This is a genomic window from Pseudomonas sp. ML2-2023-3, from assembly GCF_037055275.1.
Lineage (GTDB): Bacteria > Pseudomonadota > Gammaproteobacteria > Pseudomonadales > Pseudomonadaceae > Aquipseudomonas.
In genome coordinates, this window is record NZ_CP146343.1 from 5,115,001 (window position 1) to 5,129,224 (window position 14,224).

General features: G+C 55.2%; 11 protein-coding genes, 1 rRNA gene and 1 pseudogene (1 of these 13 cut by a window edge). 2 read left to right on the forward strand and 11 right to left on the reverse strand.

All coding sequences use genetic code 11. The features are described 5' to 3' along the window. The 10 genes from V6P94_RS23675 to mrcB all read right to left on the reverse strand — a co-directional run. Positions 1 to 661 (reverse strand): 16S ribosomal RNA (locus tag V6P94_RS23675); it reaches 876 nt to the left of the window's first position. A gap of 461 nt (positions 662 to 1,122) precedes the next feature. Continuing rightward, positions 1,123 to 1,755: a protein-methionine-sulfoxide reductase heme-binding subunit MsrQ gene (gene msrQ / locus V6P94_RS23680; protein WP_133078271.1), complete on the reverse strand. Its 633-nt coding sequence runs from the start codon at positions 1,753 to 1,755 to the stop codon at positions 1,123 to 1,125. After that, positions 1,755 to 2,768 carry a protein-methionine-sulfoxide reductase catalytic subunit MsrP gene (msrP, locus tag V6P94_RS23685; protein ID WP_133078272.1) on the reverse strand — a complete coding sequence of 338 codons (1,014 nt, stop codon included), beginning with the start codon at positions 2,766 to 2,768 and terminating at the stop codon, positions 1,755 to 1,757. Before msrP ends, msrQ begins: the two co-directional genes overlap by 1 nt. 63 nt (positions 2,769 to 2,831) lie before the next feature. Then, positions 2,832 to 3,689 (reverse strand): CDP-diacylglycerol--serine O-phosphatidyltransferase, encoded by an 858-nt coding sequence (gene pssA / locus V6P94_RS23690; RefSeq protein ID WP_019825985.1) that lies wholly within the window; start codon positions 3,687 to 3,689, stop codon positions 2,832 to 2,834. Positions 3,690 to 3,832: 143 nt separating this feature from the next. Then, the gene (gene ilvC, locus V6P94_RS23695; protein WP_133078273.1) at positions 3,833 to 4,849 is read right to left on the reverse strand and encodes a ketol-acid reductoisomerase; all 1,017 of its coding nucleotides are present in this window, start codon (positions 4,847 to 4,849) and stop codon (positions 3,833 to 3,835) included. 49 nt (positions 4,850 to 4,898) lie between these two features. Continuing rightward, positions 4,899 to 5,390: an acetolactate synthase small subunit gene (gene ilvN, locus V6P94_RS23700; protein ID WP_016783407.1), complete on the reverse strand. Its 492-nt coding sequence runs from the start codon at positions 5,388 to 5,390 to the stop codon at positions 4,899 to 4,901. A gap of 2 nt (positions 5,391 to 5,392) precedes the next feature. Then, positions 5,393 to 7,117 carry an acetolactate synthase 3 large subunit gene (locus V6P94_RS23705; RefSeq protein WP_133078274.1) on the reverse strand — a complete coding sequence of 575 codons (1,725 nt, stop codon included), beginning with the start codon at positions 7,115 to 7,117 and terminating at the stop codon, positions 5,393 to 5,395. Positions 7,118 to 7,526: 409 nt separating this feature from the next. After that, positions 7,527 to 7,856, reverse strand: a complete 330-nt coding sequence (locus V6P94_RS23710; protein ID WP_326398984.1) for a YqcC family protein — start codon at positions 7,854 to 7,856, stop codon at positions 7,527 to 7,529. 5 nt (positions 7,857 to 7,861) lie between these two features. Then, positions 7,862 to 8,602: a M48 family metallopeptidase gene (locus tag V6P94_RS23715; RefSeq protein ID WP_133078275.1), complete on the reverse strand. Its 741-nt coding sequence runs from the start codon at positions 8,600 to 8,602 to the stop codon at positions 7,862 to 7,864. A 16-nt stretch (positions 8,603 to 8,618) separates the two neighbouring features. Then, on the reverse strand, positions 8,619 to 10,943 hold the full coding sequence (gene mrcB / locus V6P94_RS23720; RefSeq protein WP_133078276.1) for a penicillin-binding protein 1B: 2,325 nt from the start codon (positions 10,941 to 10,943) through the stop codon (positions 8,619 to 8,621). A 116-nt stretch (positions 10,944 to 11,059) separates the two neighbouring features. Here mrcB and V6P94_RS23725 point away from each other — a divergent pair, with 116 nt between their 5' ends. Both V6P94_RS23725 and V6P94_RS23730 read left to right on the forward strand, forming a co-directional pair. Next, on the forward strand, positions 11,060 to 12,616 hold the full coding sequence (locus tag V6P94_RS23725) for an AAA family ATPase (protein WP_133078277.1): 1,557 nt from the start codon (positions 11,060 to 11,062) through the stop codon (positions 12,614 to 12,616). Positions 12,617 to 12,955: 339 nt separating this feature from the next. Beyond that, positions 12,956 to 13,228, forward strand: a complete 273-nt coding sequence (locus V6P94_RS23730) for a TfoX/Sxy family protein (protein WP_133078278.1) — start codon at positions 12,956 to 12,958, stop codon at positions 13,226 to 13,228. A 234-nt stretch (positions 13,229 to 13,462) separates the two neighbouring features. On the opposite strand, the pseudogene V6P94_RS23735 reads toward V6P94_RS23730, so the two are convergent. Continuing rightward, positions 13,463 to 14,182 (reverse strand): annotated as a pseudogene (locus tag V6P94_RS23735) (heme ABC transporter ATP-binding protein); the annotation flags it as partial. Positions 14,183 to 14,224: the final 42 nt, after the last annotated feature.

The window sequence follows — 14,224 nt, forward strand, 5'->3', positions numbered from 1 at the left end:
CCTCTACCATACTCTAGCTTGCCAGTTTTGGATGCAGTTCCCAGGTTGAGCCCGGGGATTTCACATTCAACTTAACAAACCACCTACGCGCGCTTTACGCCCAGTAATTCCGATTAACGCTTGCACCCTCTGTATTACCGCGGCTGCTGGCACAGAGTTAGCCGGTGCTTATTCTGTCGGTAACGTCAAAACACTAACGTATTAGGTTAATGCCCTTCCTCCCAACTTAAAGTGCTTTACAATCCGAAGACCTTCTTCACACACGCGGCATGGCTGGATCAGGCTTTCGCCCATTGTCCAATATTCCCCACTGCTGCCTCCCGTAGGAGTCTGGACCGTGTCTCAGTTCCAGTGTGACTGATCATCCTCTCAGACCAGTTACGGATCGTAGCCTTGGTGAGCCATTACCTCACCAACTAGCTAATCCGACCTAGGCTCATCTGATAGCGCAAGGCCCGAAGGTCCCCTGCTTTCTCCCGTAGGACGTATGCGGTATTAGCGTCCGTTTCCGAACGTTATCCCCCACTATCAGGCAGATTCCTAGGTATTACTCACCCGTCCGCCGCTCTCAAGAGAAGCAAGCTTCTCTCTACCGCTCGACTTGCATGTGTTAGGCCTGCCGCCAGCGTTCAATCTGAGCCATGATCAAACTCTTCAGTTCAAACATCTTTGGGTTTTTAAGAAACCCTAAACTTGGCTCAGCAATCGTTGGTTACATCTTTGATTTCTCGCGGAGTAACTTGTGATGCTGATAATCTTGTTGACTATCAGTCTGACTCCACAAGCACCCACACGAATTGCTTGATTCAGTTGTTAAAGAGCGGTTGGTTTAGCTTTCGCTGAACCGAGGCGCGCATTCTACAGCAGCCTCTGTTACTGTCAAGCGGTTATTTTAAGATGTTTTCAAAGTTTCCTCTGCAACATCAACCACTTGCGCTTTCGATCTCTCGTTAGCGGGAGGTGAATTCTACAGCGTTGCACGCTGCTGTCAACACCTCATTTCCTACTTCGATGACTTGAAGCTGACACCGCCGAAAACTAATCCAACTCATTGAAACTCAAGGAGTTTTTCGTTTCGACTGCGCCGGAAGTGGGCGAATTATAGGCCGTTACAGATCTGAGTCAAGGGTTAATTTTCACTCTTGATACCGATATCGGTTTCTTCTTATATAGACGCGGAATTCGACTCATGACCACGGGTATTCGCAGCATCAGCAGGCACACACCTATAAAGGCATAAACCGACCATTCCTTGAGGTCCGCCCGCACAATCCAAAGCATATGCAGCAACCCCAATCCTACAACCACATACACCAGACGATGGAGTTTCTTCCAGCGCGCACCCAGCCGCCGCTGACTGTATCGATTTGAAGTCACTGCCAAGGCCAGCAAACACAGAAAACCCAGAGCACCTACAATAATGTAGGGCCGCTTGCGCAACTCCACACCCAGCTGCGACCAGTCAAACCCCAGCACGAAAGTCAGGTATGAACACACATGCAGCACCACATAGGCAAAACACCACAAGCCTATCTGGCGACGCACTGCAATCCATCCAGGCCACCCCGTAAGCTTTTGCATCGGCGTCATGCTCAGTGTTACCAGCAGCAGAATAAGCGCCCCCAACCCCAGCCTATCAACCAGCACCTTTCCCGGATCCGGGCCCAAGGCAAAGATCCAGGCCTCATAAAGCCAGTACAAAGGCCACACAGCCGCTGCTGCAAAGACCCCAATACGCCAAGAAAGGAACTTCATCAGTAGTTCTTCCGTAAATCGAGACCCGCATATAAAGAAGCCACTTCATCCGCGTACCCGTTAAACATCTGGGTATCACGCACATTAGGACTGAACAGGCCGCTCGGCAGACGCCGCTCACGCGCCTGCGTCCATCGCGGATGATCGACCTGCGGATTCACATTTGCGTAGAAGCCGTACTCATCCGCAGCGATGCTCTGCCAAGTGGTTTTCGGCTGCTCCTCCACCAGGCTGATTCTCACAATGGATTTCACACTTTTAAACCCGTACTTCCAAGGCACGACCAAACGTAGCGGCGCTCCATTCTGATTCGGCAATTCGCGCCCATACATGCCCACTGCCAAAATCGCCAGCGGGTTCATCGCTTCATCCAGACGCAACCCCTCAACATAGGGCCAGTCAATCAAGGCGAAACCCGAGCGCTGCCCCGGCATGACCTTCGGATCCTGTAAGGTTTCAAAGCGTATAAATTTGGCTTTCGACGTCGGCTCCACCTGCTTGAGCAATGCCGATATGGGAAAGCCCATCCATGGAATAACCATTGACCAGGCCTCTACGCAACGCAAACGATAGATCCGCTCTTCCAACTGATAAGGCTTCATGAAGTCTTCAAGGGCATAGCGACCCGGCTTGCCCACTTCCCCATCCACGACCACCGTCCAAGGCTCGGTTTTCAAGGCACCAGCATTCTGCGCCGGATCCCCCTTGTCGGTCCCGAACTCATAGAAGTTGTTGTAGTGCGTTGCGTCCTTGAAAGGCGTGATCGCCTCCCCGCTAACCGTGACAGCCTGCCATTTGGTCTGCGGGAGCTTATCGGCAAACCATGCCGGCGCCCTGCCCGGCTCGACATCCGCGTAACGCACCGCATCTTCGGCGCTGGCCCAACGCGGTAGCGCGCCTACAGCCAATCCGGCAAGCGAGCTGCCAAGTAATGCACGACGGGATAAATAGAAGGATTCAGGCGTAACGTCCGACTCTTTGCAGTCGGACGCCTTAGGAAGCTTGATAAGCATGACAACTCCGCAGTATTGGAGGACTGATGCACCAATAGACTACGGAGTATGGGAGAAATTACATCACTCGGCGTTTTTGTTACGGCGCAAACGCAACAAGTACTGGATAGGTCCCGATGCCGCATACGCCAGGAATGCCAACAACAGGATGCGCGGCGGGTCGCTGAACACAACAGCAAACACCAACACTACCGCCAGGATGGCCACGAAAGGAACGCGCCCTTTCAAATCCAGCTCTTTAAAGCTGTTGTACTTGATATTGCTGACCATCAGCATACCGGCTGCAGCCACCAGCAGCGCAACCAGGAACGACATTTTCGAACCCTGGATTCCGTAATCACTGAACGCCCAAACGATACCCGCCACTACACCAGCAGCAGCCGGACTGGCCAGACCTATGAAGTAACGCTTATCCGCTTTACCTACCTGGGTGTTAAAACGCGCCAGACGCAATGCAGCCCCCGCGACATAGATGAAAGCCACCATCCAGCCCACCTTGCCCATATCACCCAGGGCCCAGCCAAAGGCCAGCAATGCAGGTGCAACGCCAAAGGCAACCATGTCCGACAAGGAATCGTACTCGGCGCCAAAAGCACTTTCAGTATTGGTCATACGGGCTACGCGGCCATCGAGACCGTCCAGCACCATTGCGACAAAGATCGCGATAGCAGCAAACGCAAAATACTTGCTTGCTCCTGCAGCATCACCCGCACTCATCGCGCTTTGCGCACTCATGGAGCTGATGATCGAATAAAAACCGGCGAACAGGTTCGCGGTGGTGAACAGGTTCGGCAGCAGATAGATACCACGATGCCGGACTTTACGGCCTTCGGCGTCATGCCCTTCTTCGACATGCTCATCGATAGGCAGCAGGCTATCGGCGTCTGAAGCCGCTTTTGGCTCTTCGGGACGTTCGCTCATGGACATTACCTTGCAACGATATGGAAAGTTTCGGTGGAAGCTTGGGGCCAGCACACACCCGCAAACGATCCTGCTTTATACCAGAAGCTGTCGCTTAAACGAAAAAACGCGGCCTAGGCCGCGTTTTCTCTACAGGCTAAAACTTAGTTCTTTGTTTGATCGACGATTTTATTCGCGCCGATCCAAGGCATCATCGAGCGCAGTTGCCCGCCGATGACTTCGATACCGTGAGCGGCGTTGTTACGACGCTTGGCGGTCATCGATGGGTAGCCAGTAGCACCTTCGGTGATGAACATCTTCGCGTATTCACCATCCTGAATGCGCTTCAGAGCATTACGCATTGCCTGACGGGACTCTGCGTTGATCACTTCCGGACCGGTTACATACTCACCGTACTCGGCGTTGTTGGAGATCGAGTAGTTCATGTTGGCGATACCGCCTTCATACATGAGGTCAACGATCAACTTCAACTCGTGCAAGCACTCGAAGTAAGCCATTTCTGGCGCATAACCTGCTTCAACCAGGGTCTCGAAACCGGCTTTAACCAGCTCGACAGTACCGCCACACAGAACAGCCTGTTCGCCGAACAGGTCGGTTTCGGTTTCGTCCTTGAACGTGGTTTCGATGATGCCGGTACGACCGCCACCAACGCCAGCCGCGTATGACAAGGCTACGTTTTTGGCGTTGCCCGACGCATCCTGATAGATCGCGATCAGGTCAGGAATGCCACCGCCTTTTACGAACTCGGAGCGCACGGTGTGACCCGGTGCTTTTGGCGCGATCATGATCACGTCAAGGTCGGCGCGCGGTACAACCTGGTTGTAGTGGATAGCGAAGCCGTGGGAGAAAGCCAGTGTGGCTCCCTTCTTGATGTTCGGCTCGATTTCGTCCTTGTACAGCGCCGACTGGAATTCGTCCGGGGTCAGAATCATGACCAGATCTGCAGCGGCAACAGCGCTGGCAACGTCAGTCACTTTCAGGCCGTGAGCCTCAGCCTTGGCGACAGTGGCCGAACCTTTGCGCAGACCAACAGTAACGTCAACGCCGGAGTCTTTCAGGTTGCAGGCTTGGGCGTGACCCTGGGAGCCGTAACCGATAATGGCTACTTTTTTGCCCTGGATGATCGAAAGGTCGCAGTCTTTGTCGTAATAAACTTTCATGATTTTCCCTTATATCCAGGCCATTCAGGCCAATTAGCATTTGTTAGTTTTAGATGCTGAGTACTTTGTCGCCACGGGCAATCCCGGTGACGCCACTGCGAACTGTTTCCAGGATCGAGGCGGTACCAATCGACTGAATGAAACTGTCGAGCTTCTCACTGGTTCCTGTCAACTGCACGGTGTACACACTGGCGCTGACATCAACGATCTGCCCACGAAATATGTCCGTGGTGCGTTTGATTTCTGCGCGCTGTGCACCCGTTGCCTTGACCTTGACCAACATCAGTTCACGCTCGATATGAGCACTTTCCGACAGGTCAACCAGCTTGACCACTTCGATCAGCTTGTTCAGGTTTTTAGTGATCTGCTCGATCACTTCATCATGGCCCACCGTGGTCAGCGTCAGACGCGACAAAGTCGGGTCTTCGGTTGGCGCTACAGTCAGGCTTTCGATGTTGTAGTTACGTTGCGAGAAAAGCCCAACAACGCGAGACAAGGCGCCCGGTTCGTTTTCAAGAAGCAAGGAAATAATGTGCCGCATGATTAAGTGCGCTCCGTCTTGCTCAGCCACATGTCGCGCATGGAGCCATCTTTGATCTGCATCGGATAAACGTGCTCACTGGTATCAACCTGAATATCCAGGAACACCAGGCGATCCTTCATGGCAAAAGCTTCTTCCATCTTTGGCTTCAGGTCTTTCAGATCAGTGATCCGGATACCTACATGCCCATAAGCCTCAGCCAGCTTGACGAAATCAGGCAGCGACTCCATGTACGAATGCGAATGACGACTGCCGTAGTTCATGTCCTGCCACTGACGCACCATTCCCAGCACGCCGTTGTTGAGGCTGATGATTTTTACTGGCAAGCCATACTGCAAACACGTCGACAGCTCCTGAATGTTCATCTGAATACTGCCCTCGCCTGTTACACAGGCAACGTCAGCCTCAGGGAAACTCAGTTTTACGCCCATCGCCGCCGGGAAGCCGAACCCCATCGTGCCCAGGCCGCCAGAGTTGATCCAGCGATTAGGCTTGTTGAAGCGGTAATACTGGGCCGCAAACATTTGATGCTGACCCACATCGGATGTTACGTACGCATCACCCTTGGTCACTTCGCAAAGCATCTCGATAACAGCCTGAGGCTTGATCTTGCTGCCGTCACCCTTGTCATAAGGGAACAGGCCGCGATCGCCACGCCATTCGTCGATCTGCTTCCACCAACTGGAAACTGCCTCTGGATTTGGCTTCTCGCCAATGTCCTTGAGGATTGCGACCATCTCGGTGAGCACACTCTCCACCGGACCCACGATCGGTACATCGGCCTTGATGGTTTTGGAAATGGACGCCGGGTCGATATCGATATGGATGATCTTGGCGTTCGGGCAGAACTTGGACGGACCGTTGATTACGCGGTCATCAAAGCGTGCGCCTACAGCCAGAATCACATCAGCATTGTGCATGGTCATGTTGGCAGTGAAGCTGCCGTGCATGCCGAGCATGCCGACGAACTGACGGTCTGTGCCAGGGTAGGCACCCAAGCCCATCAGCGTATTGGTTACAGGCACGTTGAGCATTTTTGCCAGCTCGGTCAGCGGAGCCGAACCGCCGCCCAAAATTACGCCGCCGCCTGCATAAAGCACAGGGCGCTTGGCTGCCAGAAGCATCTCTGCCGCCTTGCGAATCTGGCCTGAGTGACCACGCAAGGCCGGGCTGTAAGAACGCAGCTTGGCTTTTTTCGGGAAAACGTATTCGAACTTCTCGGCCGGGTTGGTCATGTCTTTCGGGATATCGACCACAACCGGACCAGGACGGCCGGATTGAGCGAGGTAGAACGCCTTTTTCATGACCTCCGGGATTTCCGAAGCATGCTTGATCATAAAGCTGTGCTTCACGATGGGCCGGGAGATACCGATCATGTCGGTTTCCTGGAAAGCATCAGTCCCGACCATGGTGCTAGGCACCTGACCAGAAATGATCACCATCGGAATGGAGTCCATGTAGGCAGTGGCAATCCCGGTAATGGCATTGGTTGCTCCCGGTCCGGAAGTGACCAGAACTACACCGGCCTTACCCGTTGCACGGGCATAGCCGTCAGCCATGTGGGTAGCCGCTTGTTCGTGGCGAACCAGGATGTGGGTAACTTCCGGTTCTTTGAACAAAGCGTCGTAGACATGCAGCAGAGCACCACCAGGGTACCCGTAGATATATTTGACACCTTCGTCGCGCAAAAAGCGCACGAGCATCTCACCGCCAGATAAAAGCTCCACGTTGTTCACCTCTAAAACGCCAGAATACCGTTCACAAAAATACGAACGGGTCTTAATAGGTTTACTTTTCAGCAGAGCATGAGCGACGGTGGTCGCCGACTACGTCAGCACTGACTGAGCAAGTATTGGGAGCTCCCCAAGTGTTGCGGGGGTTTCCCACCCAGCGCGAGGTAACGCGTTGCGGGTGTAGCAGGTCGGCGCGGGTGTGCGCCTCATGATCTGCTGAGAGGGTCTGCTTCTGGCAGTCCCTCTACAGCGGGACTTCGATTCTTGTCATTAGGCCTGCCCAAGTCAAGCCATCTATGAGATTTATTTTCATAAATTGACAGGAACGCACAAAAAAACGCGTGAAACGCCAGAAACTGACAAGAAAATGGATGACTGACAGTAAAAGCTGGCAGCCATGACCTCAGGCGGAGGGGCTAATCAGCAGATCAAAACCTTCGAAGTGCTTGAGCAGTGGCTTCCAGTTTCCGCGACGCTGAGCAAAAACCTGATCAGCCATATGCCGAATACCCGAAACATTTGGCAGTGGCAGGCCCTGCTCAACAATGACTTTCATCTTCGGCAGGAAGATCCACTGCACCCACAGTTCAAAATCGAGCCGGTCGACGCTGAACGGCTCCTGGCTGGACAAGTCGTGCTCCGTAGGAACCTTGTCGCTCCACAACCCCTGCGTGCGCATTTCCTGCTCGATGAGCAACAAGAACCCGGCGACTTCAGGAGTACGGGAATCCATGACCATCAGAGGCTGACCTTGGCTTTTTGACGGGCCAGTGCAGCGCCTGCAGCATCGCCCTGTTTCTCACGCGCCTGGGCAATCAAGCCCCACAGACTGGCCTGCAGGTCCGGACGACCATTGGCGAACGTCAAACCGCGACGGGCAAACTGCTCCGCCTGAGCGGCGTCACCTTGTGCCATCCGCACTTGCGCCAAGCGATAGAGTACTTGCGGCTCCCGAGGCGCCACGCGCTGAGCACGCTCAAGACTCGACGAAGCGCCATTCAAGTCACCGCTCGACTGTTGCTGCTGAGCAGTGGTAAGCAACGCCAGCACTGGACCATCCAGCTGCTCGTCGGCAGCCAGAACGCCGCTACTGCTCGATGGAATTCCGCTTGGCGTAATCGGCGCCGGGGCGCTGTACGTATTACCCGGTGTATAGCTGCCCGTGCTGATGGGCGCTGCCGCCGGGCCAGGCGTAATCGGTCCGGGCGTGAACGGCTGGGTGCTGATCGGCGTAGATACGCTTGCAGCGCCACCCGGGATCATCACGACAACGCCCGAGTCCTCGGTAATCGTGCGCGCCTGAGTAGCACGCGGCGCAGTGGCCTGTGGGTAGTTTCCAGTCGTACGCTGGGCCGAAACTCGTTCGTTATTCGACACCGCCACACCAGAATCGACCACAGGGATCGAACCCTGAGGCACGCTGGCACAACCATTGAGCAAAGCCAGGGCTGAAACAGCCGCAATCCACAACTTATTCACGTAAAACCCTCTTTGCTTAATTCAACCAGCCCTTGACCCAATCCATCACGGCCTCACCTGAAGCAGGCGCCTGCCCGCCACAACTGGTCCCCGCTGGCGGCTCACTGCCGCGAATATACGGCATCTGTACCGCGCCAGGGCAGCTGGCGTCAGATCCTTGACCCGTATGCGGATCAATCCAGGCCTGAACAATGTTATCGGGCTGAGGCATATCGAGCGGCAGCGGGTCAGCTTTCTTCATAAAGCTGGTCCACACTTGCAGAGCACCGGTTGCGCCGGTAAACGGCGTTTTGCCGTTGTCGTCGCGACCCAGCCAGACCACTGCCAGCAAGTCCTGACTAAAACCTGCGAACCAGCTGTCACGCGAATCGTTACTGGTACCGGTCTTGCCTGCCAACGCAAGATTCCTGGGCAGTACGTTATAAACCGAACGCCCCGTACCTTCGCGCATTACATGCTGCATCGCATTCTGGATCAGGAAGATAGAACCCGGATCGAAGCGTTGCTGGATCTGGAACGGATAGCGCTTGAGTGGCTCGCCTTCTGCTGTCAGTACACTGCGAATCCCGCGCATCGGCGTATTAAAGCCGCCGTTGGCCAAGGTCTGATACATGGTCGCCACTTCCATCGGGCTCAATGCACCGGCACCCAGCAACATGGACGGGAACGCCGGGAACTGACGCTCAACCCCCAGTCGCGCCAAGGTCTTGAGCACATTAGGCACGCCGACTTCCTGCCCCAGTCTTACAGTACCCAGGTTGTAGGAGTTCATCATCGACTGGTAGAGGAAAACCGTGCCATGAGAACGCCGGTCATAGTTCTGAGGCTTCCAGACCTGACCGTCCGCGCCTTTGATCGACAACGGATCATCTGACAGCCAACTGGTCAGCGTGTACTGACTCGGCCGCTCAAGCGCCGTGAGATACACCGCAGGCTTGATCAACGAACCGATGGGCCGTACCGCATCCAGGGCACGGTTAAAACCTGCAAAGCGCGGTGCACGGCTGCCGATCAGGGCCTGAACCTCACCGGTTTCGGGATTCGTGACCACCATTGCGGCTTCCACTTCATCCGAACCCTTACGCCCGGTCAGACGCTTGAAGGTCTCACCCATTGCGGCTTCAGACTTCATCTGCAGGATCGGGTCGAAGCTGGTAAAAATCCTCAACCCCTCTTCGGTCAAGTCTTCATCTCGATAATCTTCACGTAACTGACGCTTTACCAGATCCAGAAAACCCGGGAACGAGCTGTCTGCCAGACTGCCACGCGTGGTCACGCCCAGTGGCATTTTCTTGGCAGCAGCCACTTGCTCAGACGTTGCAACACCTTGCTGCTCAAGCAAGTCGAGTACCAGATTACGGCGAACAAGCGCTCGCTCAGGGTAGCGTCGCGGATTGTAGGCAGATGGCCCTTTGACCATGCCTACCAGCAGCGCCACTTGATGCAACTTGAGCTCGGCCAGCGGCTGGCTGAAGAAGAACTGACTGGCCAGGCCAAAGCCATGAACAGCCCGTTGACCGTCTTGACCTACAAACACTTCGTTGAGATATGCCTCAAGGATTTCGCGCTTGTCGTAATGCATCTCAAGCAACAAGGCCATCATCGCTTCAGTCAACTTGCGGCTCAGACTGCGCTCGTTGGTCAGGTAGAAGTTCTTGACCAACTGCTGAGTCAATGTGCTGCCGCCCTGACGCATTTGCCCGGCCGAGGTATTGACCCACATGGCACGTGCGATCGACTTTGGCGACACGCCAAAGTGATGATAAAAATCGCGATCCTCTACCGTTACCAGCGTTTCAAGCAGAAACGGCGGCACTTGATCGATATTGATCAGGATCCGGTCTTCGAGGTTTTTCGGATAGAGGCCACCGATCAGCAACGGCTCAAGGCGCACCACAGGCAGCTTGGAACCATTGGTCGATGACAGCTCTGCTACATAGTCACCAGAAAAACGTACACGTACCGGCTGTGCCTGTTCAGCACCTTCATAAAACTGGAAGCCACGGGTATTGAGGTCGACCGTGTTGCCATTGACTGCTGCGGCACCAGGGCCATTGGCCACGCTTTCACGGCGGTAGCCCAGCGCATCGAGCTCCGTGAGGAAGTCATTCTTGCTCAGCTTCTGGCCGACGAACAGCTCCAGCGGCCGGGCATAAACCTTGGCCGGGATGGTCCAGCGCTTGCCGGAGAACTTCTCCTGCACGATGGCATCCAGATAGACGGCAAAACCTGCCAGCACCACCAGACCGACCAGACTGAGCTTGATTGCCCAGCCCAGCCAGGGCCGAAGGCCGCCAGAAGGACGTTTGGAACGAGAACGAGGAGATCGGGTACGAGTCATGGCGCGAGATTATACGCACTTTATTCATGTTCATCATGCGCAGCCCGGCGGTTTGCACTCCCGCTGTCAGCCGCCATAATGGCGCATCGAATTTTCCAGACCTTGAAGGATCAACCGTGAGCCAGAACCTGATTGCCGCCCTGCAAAACCCGGACCTCTACCCCCATGAAGTCGATGGGTTTCAGGTTATCGAGACGCACATCTCCTGGGTCATCCTTACGGGGCCGTACGCCTACAAACTTAAGAAGCCCGTCAACTTTGGCTTTCTGGACTTCACCGAGCTCAGCGGTCGCGAGCACTTCTGCAATGAAGAGCTGCGCCTGAACCAGCGCCTGACCGAAGGGCTGTACCTCGACGTATTGCCGATCACCGGTACTGCCGAAGCGCCAGCACTGGGCGGCGAAGGCCCGGCCATCGAATATGTGCTGAAAATGCGTCAGTTCCCGCAAAGCCAGCTGCTGAGCACCTTGCAAGCCAACGGCGAACTCAATGCCGCCCATGTCGACGAAATGGCCCAGCAGATCGCCCTGTTCCACACTCAGGCGCCCCACGTTCCTGCTGAACACTACCAAGGTACTCCAGAAGCCGTGATGGATCCTGTCCGTCAGAACTTCGATCAGATTCGCCCATTTCTTTCGGACAAAGCTGACCTGCTGCAACTGGACGCGCTCCAGGCCTGGGCAGAAGCAAGCTTTACCCGCCTCAAGCCGTTGTTCGAGCAGCGCAAGGCACAGGGATTCATCCGCGAATGCCACGGTGACATTCACTTGGGCAACGCCACCATCATTGATGGCAAGGTAGTGATTTTCGACTGCATTGAATTCAACGAGCCTTTCCGCTTTACCGATGTGTATGCCGACACCGCTTTTCTGGCGATGGACCTTGAAGACCGTGGCCTTAAGTCGCTGGCTCGACGGTTTGTCAGCCAGTACCTGGAACTGACAGGCGATTATCAGGGCCTGGAGCTGCTGAACTTCTACAAAGCCTACCGTGCACTGGTTCGCGCCAAAATCAGCCTGTTCAGCATGCCTGCAGAAGCCAGCCCTGTTCAGCGCGCGGCCACACTGCGCCAATACCGCAATTACGCCAATCTGGCGGAAAGCTACAGCACTATCCCTTCACGCTTCCTGACGATCACCCACGGTGTTTCGGCTGTAGGCAAAAGCTCAGTCGCCATGCGACTTGTCGAGGCACTGGGGGCGATTCGTCTGCGCTCAGACGTTATCCGCAAGCAGTTGTTCGGACAGCAGACCACTGAAAACGCGGTAGGCGATGGCATTTACAATGCCGACTCCAGTACTGCTACCTACAACAAGCTGCATGAACTGGCTGGCATCGTGCTGCGTGCGGGTTTCCCCGTGGTGATCGACGCTACCTACCTCAAGCGTGAACAGCGCGATGCCGCCGCTCAAGTAGCAGAAGCCACCGGCGTGCCTTGCCTGATCCTTGACTGCACAGCGCCAGACGCCGTGATCGAAGGCTGGCTGGCCCATCGCAAGTCCATTGGCACCGACCCTTCTGACGCCACTCTGGAAGTAGTCAAGGCACAGCAAGCCAGTCGCGAAGCCCTGGGCGCCGATGAAATCCTGCGCAGCAAATGTGTTGAAACCCACAACAGCAAAAGCCTCGACACTCTGATCGCTGATATTCGCCAGCGCTTGCCAGGCCTGTAAGGATTCGCGCTAGCCGTGAAACCGCAATGGTTTCACGGCTCAATTGAGCACCGGTGAAATTGAGCGGCCTTTAGTGTTCGTACTCGCCAGCACTGCCGGTAATACAATTACGACACCCGATCCAGCACACATGCAGTGCAATGGATCATGCAGGGTTGCACCGCCTCAGACGCTCTATCCCCTACGCCCCCGCCATCTTCTGACAAAATCCTTGTTGTTTAGAGCCAATCCTTTGTTCCAAAACCGACTAACGGACTGCGGTTTTCCTACTGAGCGCTACACTTCGTAGAATCAAAATGCCCCATAAACGCTGAGCTCACGCCGTCGCAAGGAGAGCTGATGAATGATGAACTCCAGCATTTGAAAAATCTTGGGAAGACCTCAGCGCAATGGCTTCACGCTGTTGGTATTCACAGCGCCTCGGACTTGAGACGTCTGGGGGCTGTTGATGCATATCGAGCAGTAAAGGCCCGGGGCTTCAGGGCTTCTAAAGTATTGCTGTATGCGATTGAAGGAGCCTTGCTGGATGTTCACTGGAACGATATCCCCGCGCAGCGCAAAGAAGAGCTGAACCAGCAGGTGGATCACCTGGCCACGTTGAAAAAAGCCTGAAGTGACTCATTTCAAACACGCACGATGAACGGTAAAAAACAGTTGTTGACATGGTAATGAGAATTGTTATGATTACGCCATCTGGTCGCGAGACCAGTCGATCTTCTGAAAGGCCCTTGGTTCGGACTCTCAGAAAATCTCCTCATCAGGCTAATCACGGTTATTTGACCCGGCTCTTGCCGGGTCTTTTTTTGCCTGCCGAAAAGCGCCAGCCAAATGACTCACGCTACCTGCTCAGCGGGCAATCACCATCGGGCAGCCCAGCTCCGGGTGAGGCTGCACTAAAACGTCCAGACCAAAAACGGCTTTTAGCGCGTCCGGCTGCAGCACCTTTTGCGGACAATCCAGGGCACGGGGACGTCCCTCCTCAAGCAACAACAGACGATCGCAGTAACGCGCGGCAAGATTCAGGTCATGGAGGATGATCAGTACCGCCGCTCCGCGGTCCGCGAACGCACGAATGGCCTTGAGCGTCGTGTGCTGATGCAAAGGGTCGAGCATGGAGGTCGGCTCATCAAGCAACAGGGTTTGCCCGCTTTGCCCTGGCCATAATTGCGCCAGCACCCTCGCCAGATGCACCCGTTGCCGCTCACCACCCGACAACGCCAGATAGCTGCGCCCCGCCAAGTGCTCAACGTCAGCCGCCTGCAACGCGGCGTGAATGATTTCTGAATCGCGGGTCCGACCTGTCTGATGTGGCAGTCGCCCCATACCCACTACTTCTTCAACACGAAAGGCGAAATCCAGGGTAGAGGTCTGCGGCAAGACCGCAAGACGCTGGGCCCGTTGCGCGCCCTTGAAGTTGCCCAGGACTTGCTGGTCCAGCCAGACCTGCCCCCCACTCGGAGCCAAGTCCCCGCACAACGCGGCCAGCAGTGTGCTTTTACCCGCGCCATTGGGACCCAGCACGCCCAGCACTTCACCCGGACGTACATCAAGAGTGACATCCGCCAACACGATTTTCCGGTCACGACGGATCTGCAGATTCTCCGCACG